The organism is uncultured Bacteroides sp., assembly GCF_949298305.1.
Classification (GTDB): Bacteria; Bacteroidota; Bacteroidia; order Bacteroidales; family Bacteroidaceae; genus Bacteroides.
This window is the reverse complement of the sequence record NZ_CASFWU010000046.1, coordinates 1-21,260: the sequence shown is the minus strand read 5'-3', so window position 1 is coordinate 21,260 and position 21,260 is coordinate 1. Positions and strand designations below refer to the sequence as shown.

The 21,260-nt window shown below is 53.2% G+C and carries 19 protein-coding genes; 17 read left to right on the top strand and 2 right to left on the bottom strand.

What is annotated here, in order from left to right; translation table 11 throughout:
* Window positions 1–98: 98 nt before the first annotated feature.
* From Q1Y74_RS07950 to tsf, 12 genes are all read left to right on the top strand, one after another.
* Window positions 99–1,085: a fimbrillin family protein gene (locus Q1Y74_RS07950; protein WP_300813648.1), complete on the top strand. Its 987-nt coding sequence runs from the start codon at window positions 99–101 to the stop codon at window positions 1,083–1,085.
* 154 nt (window positions 1,086–1,239) lie between these two features.
* Entirely contained in the window at window positions 1,240–2,286 is a 1,047-nt protein-coding gene (locus Q1Y74_RS07945; RefSeq protein WP_300813647.1) for a fimbrillin family protein, read from the top strand.
* A gap of 14 nt (window positions 2,287–2,300) precedes the next feature.
* Window positions 2,301–3,389 carry a hypothetical protein gene (locus Q1Y74_RS07940; RefSeq protein WP_300813645.1) on the top strand — a complete coding sequence of 363 codons (1,089 nt, stop codon included), beginning with the start codon at window positions 2,301–2,303 and terminating at the stop codon, window positions 3,387–3,389.
* 14 nt (window positions 3,390–3,403) lie between these two features.
* Window positions 3,404–6,442, top strand: coding sequence for a hypothetical protein (locus tag Q1Y74_RS07935; RefSeq protein WP_300813643.1), 3,039 nt, complete (start codon window positions 3,404–3,406; stop codon window positions 6,440–6,442).
* 659 nt (window positions 6,443–7,101) lie between these two features.
* Window positions 7,102–8,448 (top strand): adenylosuccinate lyase, encoded by a 1,347-nt coding sequence (gene purB, locus Q1Y74_RS07930; RefSeq protein WP_300813641.1) that lies wholly within the window; start codon window positions 7,102–7,104, stop codon window positions 8,446–8,448.
* Window positions 8,449–8,626: 178 nt separating this feature from the next.
* Window positions 8,627–10,111, top strand: a complete 1,485-nt coding sequence (locus tag Q1Y74_RS07925) for a pseudouridine synthase (RefSeq protein ID WP_300813639.1) — start codon at window positions 8,627–8,629, stop codon at window positions 10,109–10,111.
* 175 nt (window positions 10,112–10,286) lie between these two features.
* Window positions 10,287–11,690: an asparagine--tRNA ligase gene (gene asnS / locus Q1Y74_RS07920; RefSeq protein WP_300813637.1), complete on the top strand. Its 1,404-nt coding sequence runs from the start codon at window positions 10,287–10,289 to the stop codon at window positions 11,688–11,690.
* 188 nt (window positions 11,691–11,878) lie between these two features.
* The gene (locus Q1Y74_RS07915) at window positions 11,879–12,370 is read left to right on the top strand and encodes a DUF4488 domain-containing protein (RefSeq protein WP_300813635.1); all 492 of its coding nucleotides are present in this window, start codon (window positions 11,879–11,881) and stop codon (window positions 12,368–12,370) included.
* A 552-nt stretch (window positions 12,371–12,922) separates the two neighbouring features.
* Window positions 12,923–13,384 carry a 50S ribosomal protein L13 gene (gene rplM / locus Q1Y74_RS07910; protein ID WP_300813633.1) on the top strand — a complete coding sequence of 154 codons (462 nt, stop codon included), beginning with the start codon at window positions 12,923–12,925 and terminating at the stop codon, window positions 13,382–13,384.
* A gap of 6 nt (window positions 13,385–13,390) precedes the next feature.
* A complete protein-coding gene (rpsI, locus tag Q1Y74_RS07905; RefSeq protein WP_300813631.1) occupies window positions 13,391–13,777 on the top strand; it encodes a 30S ribosomal protein S9 in 387 nt (128 codons plus the stop codon).
* 192 nt (window positions 13,778–13,969) lie between these two features.
* On the top strand, window positions 13,970–14,806 hold the full coding sequence (gene rpsB, locus Q1Y74_RS07900) for a 30S ribosomal protein S2 (protein WP_300813629.1): 837 nt from the start codon (window positions 13,970–13,972) through the stop codon (window positions 14,804–14,806).
* Window positions 14,807–14,934: 128 nt separating this feature from the next.
* Entirely contained in the window at window positions 14,935–15,927 is a 993-nt protein-coding gene (gene tsf, locus Q1Y74_RS07895) for a translation elongation factor Ts (protein WP_300813628.1), read from the top strand.
* Window positions 15,928–15,984: 57 nt separating this feature from the next.
* Here the strand turns inward: tsf and Q1Y74_RS07890 are convergent, their stop codons facing one another.
* Window positions 15,985–16,344: a translation initiation factor gene (locus Q1Y74_RS07890; RefSeq protein ID WP_300813626.1), complete on the bottom strand. Its 360-nt coding sequence runs from the start codon at window positions 16,342–16,344 to the stop codon at window positions 15,985–15,987.
* A gap of 155 nt (window positions 16,345–16,499) precedes the next feature.
* Here Q1Y74_RS07890 and Q1Y74_RS07885 point away from each other — a divergent pair, with 155 nt between their 5' ends.
* The 3 genes from Q1Y74_RS07885 to ispF are packed head-to-tail and all read left to right on the top strand — an operon-like array spanning window position 16,500 to window position 18,277.
* The gene (locus Q1Y74_RS07885) at window positions 16,500–17,156 is read left to right on the top strand and encodes a redox-sensing transcriptional repressor Rex (protein WP_300813650.1); all 657 of its coding nucleotides are present in this window, start codon (window positions 16,500–16,502) and stop codon (window positions 17,154–17,156) included.
* Window positions 17,156–17,773, top strand: coding sequence for a fumarylacetoacetate hydrolase family protein (locus Q1Y74_RS07880; RefSeq protein ID WP_300813624.1), 618 nt, complete (start codon window positions 17,156–17,158; stop codon window positions 17,771–17,773). The genes Q1Y74_RS07885 and Q1Y74_RS07880 overlap by 1 nt, the downstream gene beginning before the upstream one ends.
* Before the next feature lie 21 nt (window positions 17,774–17,794).
* On the top strand, window positions 17,795–18,277 hold the full coding sequence (gene ispF, locus Q1Y74_RS07875; protein WP_300813622.1) for a 2-C-methyl-D-erythritol 2,4-cyclodiphosphate synthase: 483 nt from the start codon (window positions 17,795–17,797) through the stop codon (window positions 18,275–18,277).
* Window positions 18,278–18,418: 141 nt separating this feature from the next.
* Here the strand turns inward: ispF and Q1Y74_RS07870 are convergent, their stop codons facing one another.
* Window positions 18,419–19,276: a hypothetical protein gene (locus Q1Y74_RS07870; RefSeq protein WP_300813620.1), complete on the bottom strand. Its 858-nt coding sequence runs from the start codon at window positions 19,274–19,276 to the stop codon at window positions 18,419–18,421.
* A gap of 150 nt (window positions 19,277–19,426) precedes the next feature.
* Here Q1Y74_RS07870 and Q1Y74_RS07865 point away from each other — a divergent pair, with 150 nt between their 5' ends.
* Window positions 19,427–19,714 carry a hypothetical protein gene (locus Q1Y74_RS07865; RefSeq protein WP_300813618.1) on the top strand — a complete coding sequence of 96 codons (288 nt, stop codon included), beginning with the start codon at window positions 19,427–19,429 and terminating at the stop codon, window positions 19,712–19,714.
* A 349-nt stretch (window positions 19,715–20,063) separates the two neighbouring features.
* Window positions 20,064–21,044, top strand: a complete 981-nt coding sequence (locus tag Q1Y74_RS07860; RefSeq protein WP_300813616.1) for a hypothetical protein — start codon at window positions 20,064–20,066, stop codon at window positions 21,042–21,044.
* Window positions 21,045–21,260: the final 216 nt, after the last annotated feature.

Genomic DNA, 21,260 nt, shown 5'->3' with positions numbered 1-21,260 from the left:
AGCAAGACTCATCAATCATTTTAAACCAAAATGTCAAAGAACTCTCGTTATTTGATGATATTTAAAACTAATGCGATTTTATCGCACCAGTAGTAATTATGAAGAAACATTTTTATTGGCTTGTTACGGCTGTGGTAGTCTTTGCAAGTTGCACGCAGAGTGAAGTGCTGGAGATGGCGGAAGGCCGCGCTATTGGTTTTGGTTCGTTTGTGAATAACAGTACAAGGGCGGTGACAGAAATTGATAAGTCCGGACTGACACAGTTTAATGTGTTTGGTTATCATGGTAACTCATGGTCTCCTGATTATGTAAATATTGCAGTAACAGGTTCAGGAGAATCATGGACACCTGATAAAACTGCTTACTGGGTAGCTAATAATGCTTACGAATTTGCTGCATATTCTAATGGCAATGAAGCTTTGTCGGATGTGGAATTTGCACCTGCAAACAAAACATTGACTATCAAAGGTTATACTGTTGCTGATAAAGACTTGATAGCTGCTCTTGCTTCCAAAACCTCACAAACCGATGTATCTGCTTATGGAACAGTTGATTTTAACTTCAACCACATGTTGTCACAGGTGAAGTTTACATTTACTAATACGGATTCTCGTTCTTATACGCTTAAAATCTCAGAAATCAAGATAGAAAATGCTGTTAAGACTGCTACCGGAACTTATACTGCATCATCTATTGATTGGGATGGAGAAGCTACTGGAACTTATACATTTGCGGATATCGCAGATATTGCAGAAGATGGAACGCATGCTGTAGACCTCTTTGTTATCCCGCAGAGAAATTCAAACTTGAATGTTAGCTTTAAGGCTAGTTTCTATGATGCTACTGCTCTGGCTATCCAAACTCCCTTGAAGGAAGGTACCTTTACTGCAAATTTGAACTATGACGGTGCTATACAGGACACAGAGAAAGGCAATTGGACTCCTGGATTTCGTTACAATTATACGGTAGAGGTTAATGCTGACGATATTGATGATGAAGGTAAGCTTACTAAAATCGATTTTAAGGTTACTGATGTTGATACTTGGGAAAGTACTGGTGATACCTCCATCACTCCCCAACAATAATTCTTAATTCTCATTTAATTCGTACTTGCCTGACCGGCCGCATGGCTACTGTGGCATTAGTCTGCAACAAATAACGATTCTCATAGCTTACTGTGCCACCTCCTTTTAATCCGCTATGGGAGCATACTAATAGTTTGAAAACCGGAAACAAACAATGAAACAGTTGTACACCCTATATTCTATCCTCTGCCCGGCTGTTCTCTGTCTGGCCGCCTGCACCACCATTGTGGTAGACGAGCCTCCTGTTGACGGGCTTGTATCCATTGGATTCAGCCCACAGGCCGAAACGCGTGCTGCCGTGACGGGAACAGAGCTTCCGAATGGTAGCCGCTTCAATGTGTGGGGCGGCTACGGCGGAAACAATGTCTTCAGTGGCAGGGAAGTGACAAAGACTGCTAACGGATGCACCTATCAGGGGACGGAATATTGGATGCCGGGGCAGACGTATAACTTCTACGCTGTTTACCCTGCCGGACTGAAGGCTGATGCCGTTGCCGTGACCGACGAAGGTACCGTCACCGTCAGTGGCTTTGACTGCTCTGCCACGGGCGATGCCGCGGTGGATTTGATGACTGCTTCGGCAACTTCCGTCCTGGCAGACCGTGTTATCAACAGTCAGAGCGCAGTCGGGTTGAAGTTCCGTCATCTGCTGTCTCTGTTAACCTTCACTTTCGAGAACAAGCTGGCTTCGCATTCCATAGACGTGACCAATCTGCGTCTGACGATAGCGGTAAAAGCCGATTATCTAAGTACGTCTTCCCCTTCATGGATGAACCATGCTTCCGACAGGAAAGAGTTCGCCTTTTATCCGGCGGAAGCTCCATTGGGCGTGGCTAACAGTGTTTCTGCCACCTCCGCGCCCTTGCTTGTCATCCCCCAGGAAAATGCTGGCATCATCGTGACTTTCACTGTGAACATCCGCGAGGCGTATGCAGACGGCGGGAGTCTGGTGTTCTCCAAACGTTATGCGGTGCCGCTCGCCACGGGTGAACAAACGGTCGCTGATAGGAATGGGGGCAGCGTTGTGGTAGAGGACCAATGGTACACAGGCTGCCGCTACAACTACAAGGCCGTCATTCCTGAAAATGTGATGGACGGTCAGGATATCACCCTGACAGTCTCCATCAAGGACTGGGATATAGAGGATACTTCGGTATCGTGGGACGACGATGACGAGGGAAATGCTGTCAATAATCCATAGGCCTGAACGACTATATGAATAGAGATATGTGCATCACGAGACCTTTCTTGCTACACTGCTGGCTGCTTTCGCAGCTTCTGCTGTTCTGCGTTGCCTGTGCCGATACGGCCGATGATTCCGTTGCCGCAGGCCGCACCACAAGCGTGCGCCTGCTCATTCCCCGTCCTGAGGCTGCCACACGGACCGGCTTTCCCAGTGAGGGTTATGAGACCAACCTGACGGTGGAAGAGAGTGCCATTCATACCCTGCGTGTTGTCATTTACTCGCTGCGGGAGAATAACAATGCCACTACCATTAACCGGTTTTACACAGAGGATGAACTGGCAAAGGCCCAACAGAGTAGCACCGGGAACTATGTACTTACTATTGGGAACGTACCTTTGGGCACGGCGCAGATTTGTGTCGTTGTCAATGAGGCAAGCATCGGCCAGGACTACACCGACATTCTTACCATGCAGAATCAGGCGGTGGAAACGGGAGACTACAGCAAAGTGCTGATTACTGACCCAAACTATGCTTTCTTCCCCAAACGCGGCACAGAACTCCTGGCCGAAAATTCGAAGAAGGGGCTTCCCATGAGCTGGATGGGCAAAAATCATGAGATAACAGGGGGAGACCAAATCTCTGTTGAACTGAAACGGTGCGTTGCCAAATTGCGGATGGCTGTCAAGAACAACTTCACAGCCGACATCCGTGTGGACGAAATTTCCTTCGGCCAGTTCTTTGGCAACAGTTTCTATCTTTTCAAGGAAGCGGAACTGGACGTGCCGCCCGAACAGATTTATAAAGAGCAGGTGTACACGGACGAAGTGGCTTATACCATCAGGCCCGGAGAGAGCAAAGTGCTGATATGCTATCTCTATCCGTCGTTTGCCTGGACCAGCGGTACGACGGCTTCGCCCTATACCATCGGGTTCAAAACTCAGCACGGTGACTACCCCCAGATGGCATTCCTGCACATGGACGGAACCCGTTTCAACTCCATTCCCCGAAACAAACAGGTGAACATTGGCGTGACACTCAGCGGGAAGACGCATATCGAGGTGGACTTTGAGGTGGTGGATTGGGCGGATGTTGACATCACTGTGCCCGACTTCGATTAAAACTCCAGATGATTATGAACATAATAATGAAAATGACGAGAATGATGGCTGCGGCAGGAGCGGCGCTGCTCCTGGCGGCCTGTACGGAGGACACTTTCGGCGGCCTTCCCGACCGCGTGGCCGAAGGCATACCCGTAACAGTACGGCTGGCATTCAGGGCTACGGAGGCTGCCGTGGAGACCCGCACCGCGCAAGACAAAGCGTCGGAGAACCGGGTAGACAATGTGTACATACTGATATTCAATGAAGCAGGGGAGGTGCACGACCGTTTCTTCTGCAAGCCGGGCAGCGGATTGAGTTATGACAGCGGAGACAATCTTCTGAACTCGGGCAAACTCGTATTCAGCACCAAATCGTTGAACAATGCCACCATCGTGGGCATAGCCAATCTGGCCGACGGAAGCACCTCTACCGCCTATACTGTGACGGCCGAAGAACTGGACGCGGTGAGAACCCTGGACGAGCTGAAAACAAAAGTGATGGCGATGCGCGACAATTCCATCTACCGCAGTGCCTTCTTTATGATGACAGGATATGCCAAAATGAAGGAACCCCAGGCGGGTAAGGACCCCACTCTGGTGACCATTCCTGCCGTGGAGAGTGCCGGAACGGAAACTTTGGGCTGTACGTTGCAGCTGGAGCGCACCGACGCCAAAGTGAAGTTCGTGGTGAAAGCCATGTCGCCGGATGCAAGCAAGACTGAATTTTCTTTCCAGCCCACCGGCTGGAGGGTGAAGCAGGTGCCCCGGCAGTCGTTTATCCTGCCCCGAGATAAAGTGGATGCTGGCGGACCTGGCGATGCCGACGGAGAAGGATGCGTCTATTTCGCTTCGTCTGTCTACGAGTTCGAGGACTTCATCCGCGAGGGAAGCCTGTACCAGGGTGGCAGTTTCGTGTTCTACATGCCGGAGAACCGGAAGATGTATAAACAGAAAATCACAGAAACAGATGCGAAGAAAGCCTATGCCCTGCGTGATAAAAGGGAAAAAACAACAACGGATGCCGGCGGCAGCGTAACTCCCGGCGACTTCCTGTATGCCCATGCCAACTCCACTTACGTGGAAATCACCGGCCTGTTGTCCTATTTTGAAGAGGTGGACGGCCTGAAGCAGCTGACTTATGCCAATGTGCGGCTGACTGTCCACTTGGGCTATGCCGATGGGGATGTCAACGACTACGAGACCCTGCGCAACCATTCTTATACATATACGGTTACCATAAAGGGGGTGGACAGCATCGATGTGGATGTTATGCCGGGCGAAGAGGAACAGCGTCCGGGATACGACGGCGATGTGGTGATGAGCTTTCATGACGTTTTTTATTTCGACTCCCATTACGACCGCCGCCTGATTAAACTGAACAAAAGCGGATTTACGGAAAAGCAAGACGGCTCCACGGCCGGCATCCTCCGCTGGGGAGTCAGCACACCCTTCAGCCGGGGCGTGCATGAAGTCGTTGCCGACGCGGGCAAGATTCCTGCCAATCTGCGCGACTACCGTTGGATAAAGTTTGCCGTCAACCGGGAATACGGTGTGGATGATGATAAACTTGTAAAGTATCCGGGCGACCAGAATTACAACGACCCGTTTCCTGTGGATGAGGAACATAACAATCAGCCCTCTCCTTATTACAGTACTCCCGACAGGAATTATCCGCATGCCCGCCTGCGCGATGTGAACCAACTGATGAACTTTCTGAGAGAAGAGGCGGCCAAAGACCAGTCCGCTGTTTTCGATGAGAATGGCAATGTGAGCATTACTGCTTTTGTGGATGAAAACGTTTATGTCTATGACCCCACGGAGGAGAAGCCGGCGCTGGACCTCAAGCTGTGGAAACGCATGGCCGAAACGGATGACCGCCAGCTGTATATCATCGTTGACGATGCAAGGTTCAGCCCGGACAATCAGTCGAGCATCGTCAAGGCCCAGTATTACTTCCGTCAGCGCAGCATCCGTACCGTTTACAATGTGAACAAGGCGGAACTGGATACCGGCTGGGGGCTGGAGTCGGTCATGGAGGCCAAGAGGCTCTGGACTGGAAGTATCAGTCAGGGAACTGTTACCGGCAAGGATAACGGACGCGAGAACACGCTTCGCATTCTTTTGGGAAATGACTATGCAACCCGTCCCAGGAAATTGGAATGGACCACTGTGCTGAATACGAGCACTCATTACGGACTGAATGCAGGCTACAACAGGGCCATCTATGCCTGCCTCATCCGCAACCGCGACCTCAACGGCGACAATATCGTAGATGCCGACGAAATACGCTGGTACCTGGCCAGCATCAACCAGTTGATAGACATCTATTTGGGTGAATATGCCTTGGACGAACCCTCCCGTCTTTATCCGCGCAACGATGTGGACCGGACCGAAGACGGCAAGGTGAAGAAGTACTGGCACTACACTTCCAGTTCCTATATGGAAAATACCGACCCTTGGGTGCTGTGGTCGGAAGAGGGAGCTTCATTGGGCCTTAAAAGCGGTTCGGAAAAGAATTATAACGGAGAATACTATTCCTACCGCTGTCTGCGCAACCTGGGGCTGCCGCTGGATGAACCGGATAAAGAGCCTGCTGATTTGGTGGACTATCAGCAGATGGGCGGAACGATGCGCTACCGGATTGACGTCAGCAATATGAACGAAAAGTCGAGGCGGACGAATCTTGAGACCAGACTGGCGCCCCATAACGAACGGGATGCGGACAACCGGCCGTACACTTATTTTGAAGTACATCCCAACCGCTTTGGAACGCGGAACCAGTGGACTTTTTACCAGACGAATGACCCAAGCCCGGTAGGCTACCGCATCCCCAACCAACGCGAATTGCTGATTATGTCCACACGCCTGCCGCGTAGTGCATGGGATGCCGATTATGACGGTTATTATGTGTGCCAGACCGGATTCTCGTTGAATGGGACATACCCTTATGCAAGTGGTGACCGTAGCGGTTTCATGTGGTGGGTACACAGCAATTTTATTCTGGTCAATGAGAGCAGACATGCCGGTGTGGTTCGCCCGGTCAAGGACATTACCTCCATGGATGCGCCCTGATGTCCGCCGCCTCTTCCATGCCGGCCCCGGCTGGTCGGAAAGCATGCTCCCTTCAGGCGGCGAGCGGCCTTGCCCAGACTCGAGGAAGCCGTAGACTCTAATTCCGGTGTCGTGCCGTGAAGCGTTCCCGCCATGCCTGTCCCGTGCGGATAGCGTCAGCCCACAAAGCCTCAGGACCCTGCCGCAGGGCCTTTTCTCAGATAAAAACGTGTGCCCGGAAACTGCCACCTGCACGGCTCGCGGAGGATGCTTGCACGGTCCGTGGAGAATGCTTGCACGGTCCGCGGAGGATGCTTGCACGGTCCGCGGAGGATGCTTGCATGGTCCGAGGCGGCCGTATATACCCGTCCGAGGCCGCCGGAACGAGGCCGCCCGCTTCCTGAAACGGCCGGCCGGTTGGCTGTGCCTTCGGCCATGCCGGATGGCTCATCTCGCGGAAGCGGATGGGCCGGAACCGCGGGCAGGGGCAGTCCGTTCCGGGCGAAAAAATGCTGCATTCCTTCGGGCGGAGGCGAGCACCTGCCAGGGAAGCCCGCCCGGAGACTGGAGCCTTGTCGGCACTTGCGGCCGGAACGTTTCAAAAAAAATGTTTCTAAGGGGGAAAACTCAGAAAAAAGCCGTAATTTTGCAGCCTGATAATTATCAACTGAATACGACGTATGAAACTGGATTTACTTACCGCCATCTCTCCGATTGACGGCCGTTATCGTGGAAAGACGGAGGCTTTGGCCGACTATTTTTCCGAATTTGCCCTGATCAAATACCGTGTACAGGTGGAAGTGGAATATTTCATCACCCTGTGCGAACTGCCCCTGCCGCAGCTGAAAGGCGTGGACAAGGCTGTGTTCGAAACCTTGAGAAACATTTACCGGAACTTCTCGGAGGCCGACGCGCAACGCATCAAGGACATCGAGAGCGTGACCAATCACGACGTGAAGGCTGTGGAATACTTCCTCAAGGAAGAATTCGACAAGCTGGGTGGAATGGATGACTATAAAGAATTCATCCACTTCGGGCTGACTTCGCAGGACATCAACAATACTTCCATTCCCCTTTCGGTAAAGGAGGCTTTGCACAATGTCTACTATCCGCAGATAGAGGAGCTCATAGCACAGCTCCGCACGTATGCCGAAGAGTGGGCTGACATCCCTATGCTGGCCAAGACGCACGGCCAGCCAGCTTCGCCTACCCGTCTGGGAAAAGAAATCAATGTGTTCGTCTATCGTCTGGAGCGTCAGCTTGCCGTGCTGAAGGCTTGCCCCGTGACAGCCAAGTTCGGCGGCGCTACCGGCAACTATAACGCGCACCATGTGGCCTATCCCGAATATGACTGGAAGGCATTCGGCAACCGTTTCGTGTCCGAAAAGCTGGGGCTGGAACGCGAGGAATACACTACGCAGATTTCCAATTACGACAACCTGTCTGCCATCTTCGATGCCATGAAGCGCATCAACACCATAATGATTGACATGAACCGCGACTTCTGGCAATATATTTCGATGGAATACTTCAAGCAGAAAATCAAGGCGGGCGAGGTGGGCTCCAGTGCCATGCCTCACAAGGTGAACCCCATTGATTTTGAAAACGCCGAAGGCAACCTGGGCATGGCCAACGCCATTCTGGAGCATCTGGCCGTGAAGCTGCCCGTGTCGCGCCTGCAACGCGACCTGACGGACTCGACGGTGCTGCGCAACATCGGTGTGCCTTTCGGACACATCGTCATCGCCATCCAAAGCTCGCTCAAGGGACTGCGCAAGCTGCTGCTGAACGAAACGGCCATCTGCCGCGACCTGGACAACTGCTGGAGCGTAGTGGCCGAAGCCATTCAGACCATCCTGCGCCGTGAGGCCTATCCGCATCCCTACGAGGCCCTGAAGGCGTTGACGCGCACCAACCAGGCTATCACAGAAGAGTCTATCAGGAATTTTATCGAAGGACTGGATGTCAGCGAAAACCTGAAGCAGGAACTGCGGGTAATCACTCCGCATACCTATACGGGAATCTGACGAGCAGGAGCCCTGAAAGACTGTTTTTAGGAGGAATTGCTTTTTTCAGGGCGTTTTTGTTGTTTCCTGCAAACAACCGACGGGTGTCGCTTGTTTAGGGGAAAGAGGTAATTCCTCCACGTTGAAAACAAATATAACAGGCCGTGAGGCCAAAGTCTAATTTTATTCGAACAAACAAATGAGTACAGAAAACGAAACATGGCGTGATGCTTTTTCCTCAGCGGAGAATTCTGGTGGTGACCGTGATGGTAATCAATTTGACGGAAACTACAGCCGTCCGTCTTACAACCGCGAAAATGGCGATCGTCCTTATCGCCCGAGATTTAACAACGAAAACGGTGAGCGTGTGCAGCGCGCCTACAGCAGCGACCGCCCGCATCGTCCGCGTTTCAATCCGAATGCTGAAAATGCCGACCGTCCGCAGCGTTCTTACAATACAGACCGTCCGTACAATAGCGACCGCTCTTATGGAAGCGACCGCCCTTATCGGCCGCGTTACAGCGGTGCCGGCGAAGACCGCCCGCAGCGTCCGCAACGCCCTCGTTTCAATCCGAACGCCGAAGGCGGCGACCGTCCCTATCGGCCGCGTTACAGCGGTGCCGGCGAAGACCGCCCGCAGCGTCCGCAACGTCCCCGCTTCAATCCGAATGCTGAGGGCGGCGACCGTCCCTATCATTCGCGTTATAACAGCGAGAACGAGGACTATTCGTTGCGTCCGCAGCGTCCCCGCTACAATCCGAATGCCGAGGAGGGTGACCGCCCGCAACGTCCGTTCCAGGGCGACCGTCCGCAACGTCCACGTTTTAATCCGAACGGCGGCAAGCCGGGCATGGCTGGACGGGGCAACAATAACCGGCCGGGTCGCCGGACGGCAGATTACGATCCGAATGCAAAGTACAGCAAGAAGAAGCAGATAGAATACAAGGAACAGTTCGTTGACCCGAACGAGCCGATTCGTCTGAATAAATATCTGGCCAATGCAGGCGTGTGCTCGCGTCGCGAGGCCGACGAGTTCATTACGGCCGGCGTGGTGTCTGTCAACGGAACGGTGGTGACCGAACTGGGCACCAAGATTAAGCGCGGCGACGAGGTGAAGTTCCACGACCAGCCGGTGAACATCGAACGTAAAATCTACGTCTTGTTGAACAAGCCGAAAGATACGGTGACTACCTCGGACGATCCGCAGGCACGCCGTACGGTGATGGATTTGGTGAAGGGAGCCTGCCAGGAGCGTATTTATCCGGTAGGACGTTTGGACCGTAACACGACAGGCGTGCTGCTGCTGACGAATGATGGTGACCTGGCTTCCAAACTGACCCATCCCAAGTACCTGAAGAAGAAAATCTATCACGTGCACCTGGACAAGAACCTCACCAAGGCCGATATGGAGCAGATAGCCGCCGGAATACAGCTGGATGACGGCGAAATACATGCCGATGCCATCAGCTATACGGACGAGAACAAGAAGAACGACATCGGCATCGAGATACACTCCGGCAAGAACCGCATTGTCCGCCGCATCTTCGAGTCGTTGGGCTACAAAGTGGTGAAGTTGGACCGTGTCTACTTTGCCGGTCTGACCAAGAAAGGACTGCGCCGCGGCGACTGGCGGTACCTGACCGAACAGGAGGTGAACTTCTTGCGCATGGGGTCGTTTGAATAATGAATATTTTAATACAATAAAGAAGAAGGTCTGATTGACTGTTCGGATGTTTTCAGATATGGGCGATGCGGATTGGTGCCGGCGGTGAGGATGTGCCTGCCCCGGGGCATCCGTATCGTCCGTGTCGGAAGAACTTCCGGATGCGGAATGAAGGCTTAAAAAATACGATAAGATTATGGAGAAAATTGGTAGAACAAAAATTGTGGACCTGCTGAAGCGCGATGACTTTGGCGCAATGGTCAACGTGAAAGGCTGGGTGCGTACCCGCAGAGGTAGCAAACAAGTAGGCTTTATTGCACTGAACGACGGTTCTACAATCAATAATGTACAGATTGTGGCAGATTTGGCCAACTTTGACGACGAAGTGCTGAAGGATGTTACAACCGGTGCCTGCCTGAGTGTGAACGGTGTGCTGACAGAATCTGTCGGTGCCGGCCAGAAGGCCGAAATCCAGGCGCGGGAGATTGAAGTGCTGGGAACCTGCGACAATACATATCCTCTTCAGAAGAAGGGACATTCGATGGAGTTCCTGCGTGAAATAGCCCATTTGCGTCCCCGTACAAACACTTTCGGTGCCGTGTTCCGCATTCGTCACAACATGGCCATTGCCATTCACAAGTTTTTCCACGAACGTGGATTCTTCTATTTCCACACGCCTATTATTACGGCTTCGGACTGCGAAGGTGCCGGGCAGATGTTCCAGGTGACCACCAAGAACCTTTACGACCTGAAGAAGGATGAGAACGGTTCCATCATTTACGACGATGATTTCTTTGGCAAGCAGACCAGTCTGACCGTTTCCGGACAGCTGGAGGGCGAGCTTGCCGCTACGGCGCTGGGCGCCATTTATACATTCGGCCCCACTTTCCGTGCCGAAAACTCCAATACGCCGCGTCACTTGGCCGAGTTCTGGATGATAGAGCCGGAAGTGGCTTTCAATGACATCACCGACAACATGGACCTTGCCGAAGAGTTCATCAAATATTGTGTGCAGTGGGCATTGGACAACTGTTACGATGACGTGAAGTTCCTGAACGACATGTTCGACAAGGGACTGATAGAGCGTCTGCAGGGAGTGCTGAAGGAAAGCTTTGTGCGTCTGCCTTATACCGAAGGTGTCGAGATTCTGGAAAAGGCCGTTGCCGGAGGGCACAAGTTCGAGTTCCCCGTCTATTGGGGGGTTGATTTGGCTTCCGAGCACGAACGCTATCTGGTGGAGGAACACTTCAAGCGTCCCGTTATCCTGACGGACTATCCGAAAGAAATCAAGGCCTTCTACATGAAGCAGAACGAAGACGGCAAGACCGTGCGTGCCATGGATGTGCTGTTCCCGAAGATTGGCGAGATAATCGGCGGTTCCGAACGTGAAGCCGACTATGACAAGCTGTTGGCCCGTATTCAGGAGCTGAACATTCCGATGAAGGATATGTGGTGGTATCTGGATACCCGCAAGTTCGGTTCCTGTCCGCATTCGGGCTTCGGACTTGGCTTTGAGCGTCTTCTGCTGTTCGTGACGGGTATGAACAACATCCGTGACGTAATTCCCTTCCCCCGTACACCGCGCAACGCTGAATTCTGATGCTCTCAGACGGCGAATCTGCTGCCGGAAGGAGGCATTGAGGCTTCTTGGGTATGGATTTAAAAGTAAAAACTGCATAATTCAAGAATTGTGCAGTTTTTTTTGTGCCTAAAATATCATTTTTCCAAAATTTGTCTTTATATTTGTGACAAACACACTGAACATCGTTAACTAAAATCTTATAGAATATGAAACGGCATTTTTTCTTTACCATGTTGGCAGTATTGCTGCTGGCGGTAACAGGGGCTACTGCTCAGGACAAACCTAATTTTAAACCCGCGCCTTTGAAAGGCATTTGGCAGTTGTGCCACTACGTGTCGGAGTCGGCTGATGTGCCGGGCGCCTTGAAACCCAGCAATACGTTCAAGATTCTCAGCGACGACGGACGTATCATAAACTTTACGTTGATACCGGGTTCGGATGCCATCATTACCGGTTATGGCACCTACGAGCAATTGACGGACAACAGCTACAAGGAAAGTATTGAGAAGAACATCCATCTTCCGATGTTGGACAACAAGGATAATATTCTGGAGTTTGAGCTGGGTGACGACGACATCCTTTATCTGAAGTTCTTCATCAAGAACGACTTGAACGGCAACGAACTGAACTGCTGGTTCCACGAGACCTGGAAGCGGGTGGTGATGCCGGACAAATTCCCGGAAGATATTGTTCGTTGAGCGGAGAATACGTGCCGGAATGCACCTCTTGAATAGGAAGAGTAGGGAGGCGGGCGGAAGTCGTCACTTTGTGCATTCCGAATTTGTGAGATTAAAGTTGCAGGAGGATGTACCCAACGGGGTGCATCCTCTTTCTTTTCGGCCCGTTCCGGTGGTACTTGTGCTTTGGGAGTTGGTAAATGGGCCCGTTACGCCGTATGTATGTCGTCCGTTTGACGTGTTTGGATGGCCTGTACACCGTGCCCGTTCGTTCCGCTGGCCGGCCTTGCTGGGTAGGAAACAGGTGAATAAATGGTGTGAAATGTCTTCCTCCTGGAATCGGGCTTCCGACTTATCCCGGATAGGGGAAATGACAGTATACCACTGACTTCTATTAGAAAAAAAGAAAAAAAGGTTTGTCAGTTCTAATAAAATCAGTACCTTTGCAAGCCGATTATTATCTAAAAAAAGGATAAGCAATTAATTCATAGCGGGTTAGTCGTTCTTTGTCCGGGACTGCTGATTCGTGGTGAAGAAAAACATTTAGTAGTAACATTTAAAAAAGAATTAAGAGTGGATACTTTAAGTTACAAGACCATTTCTGCAAACAAGGCCACAGTGACTAAAGAATGGGTCATTGTTGACGCTACCGACCAGGTGTTGGGCCGTCTGGGCGCAAAAGTTGCGAAACTGTTGAGAGGAAAGTATAAACCTAACTTTACTCCTCACGTAGATTGTGGCGATAATGTCATCATTATCAATGCCGACAAAGTGAAAATGACCGGAAACAAGTGGAATGACAAGGTTTATCTGTCATATACAGGTTATCCCGGTGGTCAGAGAGAAATCACCCCTGCCCGCTTGCAGGCAAAGCCGAACGGTGATGACAAGTTGCTGAGAAAAGTTGTAAAGGGTATGCTGCCCAAGAACAAGCTGGGCGCCAAATTGCTGGGTAATATGTATGTATATGCCGGCAGCGAGCACAAACACGAGGCTCAGAACCCGAAAATGATTGATATTAACGCACTTAAATAATAGATAATGGAAGTAGTAAATGCATTAGGCAGACGTAAAAGCGCAATTGCGCGTGTTTTCGTAAGCGAAGGTACTGGAAAGATTACTATTAATAAAAGAGACCTCGCAGTGTACTTTCCATCAAGCATTCTGCAGTATGTGGTTAAGCAACCGTTGAACAAGCTGGGCGTAGCCGAGAAATATGACATCAAGGTGAACCTCTGCGGCGGTGGCTTCACAGGCCAGTCTCAGGCTCTCCGCCTGGCTATTGCCCGCGCATTGGTGAAGATTAATCCTGAAGACAAGGCAGCTCTGCGCTCTGAAGGCTTCATGACCCGCGACCCGCGTTCTGTTGAACGTAAGAAACCGGGACGTCCGAAAGCACGTCGTAGATTCCAGTTCAGTAAACGTTAATCAGTTACATAAGTTAACAAGTGGACAAGTTAACGTGTCTATAAGTCGCTTGGCTCGTAGACTGTCAACTGATAACCTCGTAGACTGGGTACGTTTAGCATCTAAACTACCGGGACTCTTGAAATACAGGCTACCCGGCGGTTGGTTTAGAAAAACAAAAAAGAAAGTAAACGATTTAAAGAAACTAAGACAATGTCAAGAACAAATTTTGATACATTATTGGAGGCCGGTTGCCACTTCGGTCACCTGAAGAGAAAGTGGAACCCCGCAATGGCTCCTTACATCTTCATGGAGCGCAATGGTATTCATATCATTGACCTCAACAAGACGGTTGCTAAGATTGACGAAGCTGCTGAAGCTTTGAAGCAAATCGCCAAATCAGGAAAGAAAGTCCTGTTCGTTGCTACTAAAAAACAAGCCAAGCAGGTGGTTGCCGACAAGGCTGCCTCTGTGAATATGCCTTATGTAATCGAGCGCTGGCCGGGTGGTATGTTGACTAACTTCCCGACTATCCGTAAGGCTGTGAAGAAGATGGCTACCATCGACAAGCTGACTAACGATGGTACTTATTCTAACCTGTCAAAGAGAGAAATCCTGCAGATTTCCCGTCAGCGTGCCAAGCTGGACAAGACTTTGGGCTCTATCGCTGACCTGACTCGTCTGCCGTCCGCACTGTTCGTTATCGACGTAATGAAGGAGAATATCGCAGTTCGTGAGGCTAACCGTCTGGGTATTCCCGTATTCGGTATCGTAGATACGAACTCTGACCCGACTAACATCGACTTCGTAATTCCGGCTAACGACGACGCTACCAAGTCTGTAGAAGTCATCCTCGACGCTTGCTGCGCCGCTATGCAGGAAGGTCTGGAAGAACGTAAGGCTGAAAAGGTGGACATGGAAGCTGCCGGTGAGGCTCCTGCCGCAAAGGGCAAGAAGAAAGCTACCAAGGCAAGACTCGACAAGTCTGACGAGGAAGCTATCAATGCATCCAAGGCTGCCGCTTTCATGAAGGAAGACGAAGAGGCTTAACTTAATATAAAGAGAGTTGAGAATTGAAAGTTGAGAGTTACTTTAAACGGCAATTCTCAATTCTCTGTTCTCAACTCTTTTTTGTTATATAAAAGATTATTATTCACTATTAAAAGAAGAAAGATATTATGGCTGTAACAATGGCTGATATAACCAAGCTCCGCAAAATGACCGGTGCTGGTATGATGGACTGCAAGAATGCCTTGAACGACGCTGAGGGCGATTTCGACAAGGCTATGAAGATTATCCGTGAAAAGGGACAGGCTGTAGCCGCCAAGCGTTCTGACCGCGAGGCATCCGAAGGCTGCGTACTGGCCAAGACTACCGGTGACTTTGCCGTTATCATCGCTCTGAAGTGTGAGACTGACTTCGTGGCTCAGAACGCTGATTTTGTGAAACTGACTCAGGACATCCTGGATCTGGCTGTTGCCAACAAGTGCAAGACGCTGGACGAAGTGAAGGCGTTGCCGATGGGCGATGCTACTGTAGCTCAGGCTGTGACAGACCGTAGCGGTATCACGGGTGAGAAGATGGAACTCGACGGATATTGCACCGTTGAGGGCGCCAGCACAGTAGTTTACAACCACATGAACAAGAACGGTCTTTGCACAATCGTTGCCTTCAACAAGCCGGTTGACGAGCAGCTGGGCAAGCAGGTGGCCATGCAGATTGCCGCTATGAACCCCATTGCCATCGACGAAGACGGAGTGTCTGAGGAAATCAAGCAGAAGGAAATCGAAGTGGCCGTTGAGAAGACCAAGGCTGAGCAGGTACAGAAGGCTGTTGAGGCTGCCCTGAAGAAGGCCGGCATCAACCCCGCTCACGTTGACAGCGAAGACCACATGGAAAGCAACATGTCCAAGGGCTGGATTACAGCAGAAGATGTTGCCAAGGCTAAGGAAATCATCGCTACGGTTTCTGCCGAAAAGGCTGCCAACCTGCCCGAGCAGATGATTCAGAACATCGCCAAAGGTCGTCTGGGCAAGTTCCTGAAGGAAGTTTGTCTGTTGAACCAGGAAGATGTAATGGATGCCAAGAAGACTGTAAGAGAAGTGCTGAAGGAAGCCGATCCCGAACTGAAGGTCATCGACTTCAAGCGTTTCACCTTGCGTGCCGAATAATCAATCCGAATCGGATGGGAGAGGGATGTGTCCTGCGGGCACATCCCTTTTTTTGTTCTATCCCACCGGTTTGCTCTGTGTGTATCCTTCCTTTTTCAGCAGTTCGAGGACTTTCTGCTTGAAGTCTCCCTGCACAATAATCTCGCCGTCCTTGGCGCTTCCGCCCACGCCACATTTGCTTTTCAGCAGCTTTCCCAGCTCTTTCAGGTCGTCTTCTGTACCCACAAAGCCGGTGACGAGGGTTACCACCTTGCCGCCGCGGTTCTTGCGGTCCAGCTGCACGCGCAGCTTCTGTTGCGCGGGTGGCAGGGTCGTGGTTTCCTCCTCCTCTTCGGTTTCGTAGCGGAAGTCGGGGTTGGTGGAGTAAACTACGTTCAGACGGTCTTTCCAGTCGTTGCTTTTTGTATTTTTAGCCATGGTGTATGTTTTATATTTGGTGCCAAAAATACTGCTTTGGCCCGAGTTTTGCAATTTGACGTAGAAATTATGTTAACCTTTTCCTTTCTTCCTTAAGACATTGGAAAAAATGATGTATTTTTGTCCTTCATAAATCTGATAATGGAGAGAATATGATGAGCAGTTTGTCACAGAACAAAGAGATGTCGCGGGTGCCAGAGCCTACCCTGCGCCGTCTTCCGTGGTATCTTTCCAACGTCAAGTTGCTGAAACAGAGGGGCGAACGATTCGTGTCCTCTACGCAGATATCCAAAGAGACCAACATTGATGCCTCCCAGATTGCCAAGGACCTCTCCTATGTCAATATTTCCGGCCGCACCCGTGTGGGCTACGAGGTGGACGCACTGATTGCCGTGCTGGAAGATTTTCTGGGCTTCACCAACCTGCACAAGGCCTTTCTGTTCGGCGTGGGCAGCCTGGGCGGAGCTTTGCTGCGCGACAGTGGTCTGAGCCATTTCGGCCTGGAGATTGTGGCCGCTTTCGACATCAACCCCGACCTGGTGGGCACGGTGCTCAACGGCATCCCCATTTTCCACACCGATGAATTTGAGAGAAAGATGCAGGAGTACGAGGTCAACATCGGCGTGCTGACCGTCCCCATCGAGATAGCGCAGTCCATTACGGACAAGATGGTGGCAGGCGGCATCAAGGCCGTGTGGAACTTCACCCCTTTCCGCATCCGCGTGCCCGAGGACATCGTGGTGCAGAACACCTCCCTCTATGCCCATCTGGCAGTGATGTTTAACCGTTTGAACTTTAATGGAATAGAATAATGAAGATAATAGCGGTGGGCATGAACTACGCCCTGCACAACCGGGAGCTGGGCCATACGCAGGAAAACCGCGAGCCGGTCATCTTCCTGAAGCCCGATTCGGCCATCCTGAAGGACGGCAAACCCTTCTTTCTGCCCGATTTTTCCAATGAGATACATTACGAGACGGAGGTCGTGGTGCGCATCTGCCGCCTGGGCAAGCACATCGCCCCGCGTTTCGCACACCGCTACTACGACGCCGTCACCGTGGGCATCGACTTCACGGCCCGCGACCTGCAACGCCGTTTCCGCGAAGCGGGCAATCCGTGGGAGCTCTGCAAGGGGTTCGATAACTCGGCCGCCATCGGCACCTTCGTCCCTCTGGAGCAGGCCGGAGGCGACGTGCAGCAGCTGGATTTCCACCTGGACATCGACGGCCGCACCGTGCAGCACGGCAACACGGCCGACATGCTCTTCCGCGTGGACGACATCATTGCCTACGTCAGCCGCTTCATGACCCTGAAAATCGGCGACCTGCTCTTCACCGGTACGCCCGTCGGCGTGGGCCCCGTCAGCATAGGCCAGCACCTGCAGGGCTACCTGGGAGCGGAGAAAGTGCTCGATTTCCACATCCGATAACCATCCAAACCAACCATCCCCATGAAGATACGAGTAGGTTTCGGCTTCGACGTCCACCGCCTGGTGGAGGGTCGCGAGCTGTGGCTGGGCGGCATCCGCCTGGACCATGAGAAAGGCTTGCTGGGACACAGCGACGCCGACGTGCTGATACACGCCATCTGCGACGCCCTGCTGGGTGCCGCCAACATGCGCGACATCGGCTATCACTTCCCCGACACGGCGGGCGAGTTCAAGAACATTGACAGCAAGATTCTGCTGAAGAAGACCGTGGAGCTGATTGCCACGAAGGGTTATGCCGTGGGCAATGTCGACGCCACCGTCTGCGCCGAGCGCCCCAAGCTGAAGGCGCACATCCCCGCCATGCAACGGACACTGGCCGACGTGATGGGCGTGGACGAGGACGATGTCTCCATCAAGGCCACCACCACCGAGAAGCTGGGCTTCACCGGACGCGAAGAGGGCATCTCGGCCTACGCCACCGTGCTCATCCAGCGCGAGGCGTGAGGCTTCGCCGGCCGGAGGACGAAAGCGCCTCTTGGGAGTCAGGTGGCCGGGAGTGAGGGAGTTTGGCCCCATGTGAGGTAGTATATATACCGGACTGACGGCTTGTCTCCCTCGCTCCCGGCTTCTTCATGTTTTACCCTCTCATACCGTCTGCGCGAACTTCACGTGGCTCAGCCGTGTGTGGCACACGTTGCCCGACATATAGGTGCCCGCAATGCGTGCCGACGCCACCCGCAGGGTCTCCCCCGTACGGAAGGCATGCTCCGTGGCAGGCAGCTGGCACGACTCGCGGCTCGATGTCCGCGCGTTGATGCGCATCAGCACGGCGTTTCCCGCCGCGTCCCTCAGCTTCAGCACCTGCCTGACGTAGAAGCAGCGCACGCCGTTGCGCACCTGTGTCTTGTACGGATTGTCCTCCACCCGCACACTCTGCACCATCAAGGTCAGGTTCTCCACCCGTTCCCCCTCCTTTCCCAGGTAGCGCCCCGAGGCCTTCGGCCGCAGCTTCCTGCGCTGCACGTCCAGGTAGACCGAGTGATAGATGCGGGCTATCTGCACGAAGCGTTCCTGCTTGGGTATCTGCGGCTGGAACTTGAAGGCTATCCAGCTCAGGTAGGCCGGGTCGATGCGCAGCACCTCGTGCAGGAAGTGCCCGCGGTATTTCCCGAAGAACACCAGGTCGTCGCCCTTGCTCTGCATGCGCTTGGCGTTGTACTCCACCATCAGCAGCGGTCGCGGCGAGTAGAAGCACAGCGTACTGGCCGTGCGCAAAGCCTCGTGGACGTCGGCGGTGAGGTCGCAGATGTAGAAGATGGATTGCCGTTCGGGCAGGGGGGAGTAAATCCAGAGCGAGTAGGCGGGCTGTCCGGCGCGCGGCATCACCACCAGATAGGCCCCCACCTCCTTGTAGGAGGCCCTGCCGCGGTTGTATTCGTTCAACTTGCTGTACAACAGCGCCTGTTCCGACGGGGGTACGCCCGGCATGTTCGGATTTGCCATACGCCTTGATTCGTTTTCCCCAAATATACGTTTTTTTGCGCTATTTTCCAACTTATTTTTCTGAAAATACACACTATCTTTGCAGTCCCTCTGCCCCGGACGGGCAGGGGAGGCGAATAAGGTTGAACCATAAAGAATACAGAAACAAGCATGAAAGATCAAGTACGTTTGCTCAGAGACTGCATCCACCACGACATCCCCGCCGTCGTCTTCCAGGGCGACGACCGTTGCGCCCCCGAGATACTGGAGGCGGCCAGGGAGATTTACCGCCGCCACGGTTGTTCCGAAGAGTTCCTCTACGACTGGCAACTGCTCATCAACGAGGTGAAGGCCTACCAGCAGGAAAGCCCCCAGACGGTGAAGCTGCCACGGCTGTCGGCCACGGAGGCGGAGCTGGTGCGCGAGGAGATGAAGGCCGCCCAGGCAGGCCGCCGCTGACCGCCCCTCGGCCGGCCGGCAGTTGTTGAACGCTGAAAAATGCGGACAACCTGCCGGGGCTGTCCTGCCGCCTTCCGGAGGGTGGCAGTCACGGCCGTATGCCGAGGCACCCTCGGTCCTATACTTAGATACCCTCTGTCCTATACTTAGGCACCCTCAGTCGTATATCGTGGTACCCCCTCGTCAGAAGGCATTCTGAGCGGGGATGGGGCGGGGGAGCGCTTGCCGCCGTCAGCCCCCGGCCCGATGGTAACAGATGCTGACAGACGAAAGAAAATTCCCGTAAGTCCCCTCCGTTTGGAAAAGTTGTGCTATTTTTGTGTGTCTGAATGAAAACACATACACAACCATGCTGAAGCCCAAACATCTTTTCGTCATACTCCTGACCGGTGTCCTGACGGCCTGCGCCAAGCCTGCCGATGAAATCATGCTGAAATACGAGCAGACCCTCTGCCGTGCCGATTCGCTGGCACGTGTCGGAGCCGTGGACAGCGCGCGTGCCGTCGGCCTCATAGCCGGGCTGCACCAGGCTTACGAGCAGAGCAAGGAGGCCTCCGGCGGCAAGCGCATCCGCGTGGCGCCGTCCGACGGGCGGGCGCAGTTCATCTCGTTCTCGCTGAGTTTCCTGCTGCTGCTGGCCCTCATCTGGATCAACGTCCTGGTGGACCGCCACCTCAAGGACAAGAAATACCGCCGCTACATGGTGCGCCTCAATGAGAACGAGAACGACCTGCACAGCATCGGGCGCGAGATGGCCGAGCTGGAGGCCTGCCTGGCCGACATGCCGCTCACCGACGAGATGCGCGAGGACATCGAGACCGCCCTGAAGAGCCTGATGAAGCGCAACGACGAGCTGCGCGCCGAGAACGAGGGCCTGCACGGCCGCCTGAAGGCCTTCGAGAGCCGCCCCCTGCCACCCGACCTGGAACTGCTGAAGGCCCAGGGCGACCGCCTGCGCCGCCTCGACGACCAGGTGCAGTCGCTTTCGTCCACACTGGTGGCCACCGACGAGGTCGTCTCGCAGCTGTCCCGCGCTCCCCGTTTCCTGGCCGATGCCGACTGGGACTACCTGCGCGCCTTGGCCGACCGCGTCTATGCCGGCTTCACCGCCCGCCTGCTCCAGCGTTTCCCCACGCTGACCCCCGCCGACCAGCAGCTCTGTCTCCTCATCCGCCTGCGCTTCGGCAACGCGCAGGCCGCCGCCTTCATGGCCGTGTCCCCGTCGTCCGTGTCCCAGCAGAAGTTCCGCCTGAAGAAACGCCTGATGCAGGCGGAGGAGGGGCTGTTCAGCCGTGGCGAGACGGTGGATATGGTGGTTTGTGGGGTGTAAGGAATCGGGGCGCGCGATGCCTGCAACTTTTCCCGTCCTGTGGTAGAGACGCAAAATTTTGCGTCTCTACGTCGCGCATTGCCATTTTCTTCTGTCCATCTTCATACCTCTGTCCTCTTCCCTCCCATCCTCTCTCCGCCTTTCATTTCCTTCTGCAACTTTTCCCGTCCTGTGGTAGAGACGCAAAATTTTGCGTCTCTACGTCGCGCATTGTCA

What these genes read in the sequence shown, in the direction of transcription:
- Q1Y74_RS07860 (WP_300813616.1), top strand. Translation starts at nt 20,064, where the DNA reads ATGCTGAAGCCCAAACATCTTTTCGTCATACTCCTGACCGGTGTCCTG.
- Q1Y74_RS07940 (WP_300813645.1), top strand. Translation starts at nt 2,301, where the DNA reads ATGAATAGAGATATGTGCATCACGAGACCTTTCTTGCTACACTGCTGG.
- Q1Y74_RS07890 (WP_300813626.1), bottom strand. Translation starts at nt 16,344, where the DNA reads ATGGCTAAAAATACAAAAAGCAACGACTGGAAAGACCGTCTGAACGTA.
- purB (WP_300813641.1), top strand. Translation starts at nt 7,102, where the DNA reads ATGAAACTGGATTTACTTACCGCCATCTCTCCGATTGACGGCCGTTAT.
- tsf (WP_300813628.1), top strand. Translation starts at nt 14,935, where the DNA reads ATGGCTGTAACAATGGCTGATATAACCAAGCTCCGCAAAATGACCGGT.
- Q1Y74_RS07945 (WP_300813647.1), top strand. Translation starts at nt 1,240, where the DNA reads ATGAAACAGTTGTACACCCTATATTCTATCCTCTGCCCGGCTGTTCTC.
- asnS (WP_300813637.1), top strand. Translation starts at nt 10,287, where the DNA reads ATGGAGAAAATTGGTAGAACAAAAATTGTGGACCTGCTGAAGCGCGAT.
- Q1Y74_RS07925 (WP_300813639.1), top strand. Translation starts at nt 8,627, where the DNA reads ATGAGTACAGAAAACGAAACATGGCGTGATGCTTTTTCCTCAGCGGAG.
- Q1Y74_RS07870 (WP_300813620.1), bottom strand. Translation starts at nt 19,276, where the DNA reads ATGGCAAATCCGAACATGCCGGGCGTACCCCCGTCGGAACAGGCGCTG.
- rpsB (WP_300813629.1), top strand. Translation starts at nt 13,970, where the DNA reads ATGTCAAGAACAAATTTTGATACATTATTGGAGGCCGGTTGCCACTTC.
- Q1Y74_RS07950 (WP_300813648.1), top strand. Translation starts at nt 99, where the DNA reads ATGAAGAAACATTTTTATTGGCTTGTTACGGCTGTGGTAGTCTTTGCA.
- Q1Y74_RS07915 (WP_300813635.1), top strand. Translation starts at nt 11,879, where the DNA reads ATGAAACGGCATTTTTTCTTTACCATGTTGGCAGTATTGCTGCTGGCG.
- Q1Y74_RS07935 (WP_300813643.1), top strand. Translation starts at nt 3,404, where the DNA reads ATGAACATAATAATGAAAATGACGAGAATGATGGCTGCGGCAGGAGCG.
- ispF (WP_300813622.1), top strand. Translation starts at nt 17,795, where the DNA reads ATGAAGATACGAGTAGGTTTCGGCTTCGACGTCCACCGCCTGGTGGAG.
- Q1Y74_RS07880 (WP_300813624.1), top strand. Translation starts at nt 17,156, where the DNA reads ATGAAGATAATAGCGGTGGGCATGAACTACGCCCTGCACAACCGGGAG.
- Q1Y74_RS07885 (WP_300813650.1), top strand. Translation starts at nt 16,500, where the DNA reads ATGAGCAGTTTGTCACAGAACAAAGAGATGTCGCGGGTGCCAGAGCCT.
- rpsI (WP_300813631.1), top strand. Translation starts at nt 13,391, where the DNA reads ATGGAAGTAGTAAATGCATTAGGCAGACGTAAAAGCGCAATTGCGCGT.
- Q1Y74_RS07865 (WP_300813618.1), top strand. Translation starts at nt 19,427, where the DNA reads ATGAAAGATCAAGTACGTTTGCTCAGAGACTGCATCCACCACGACATC.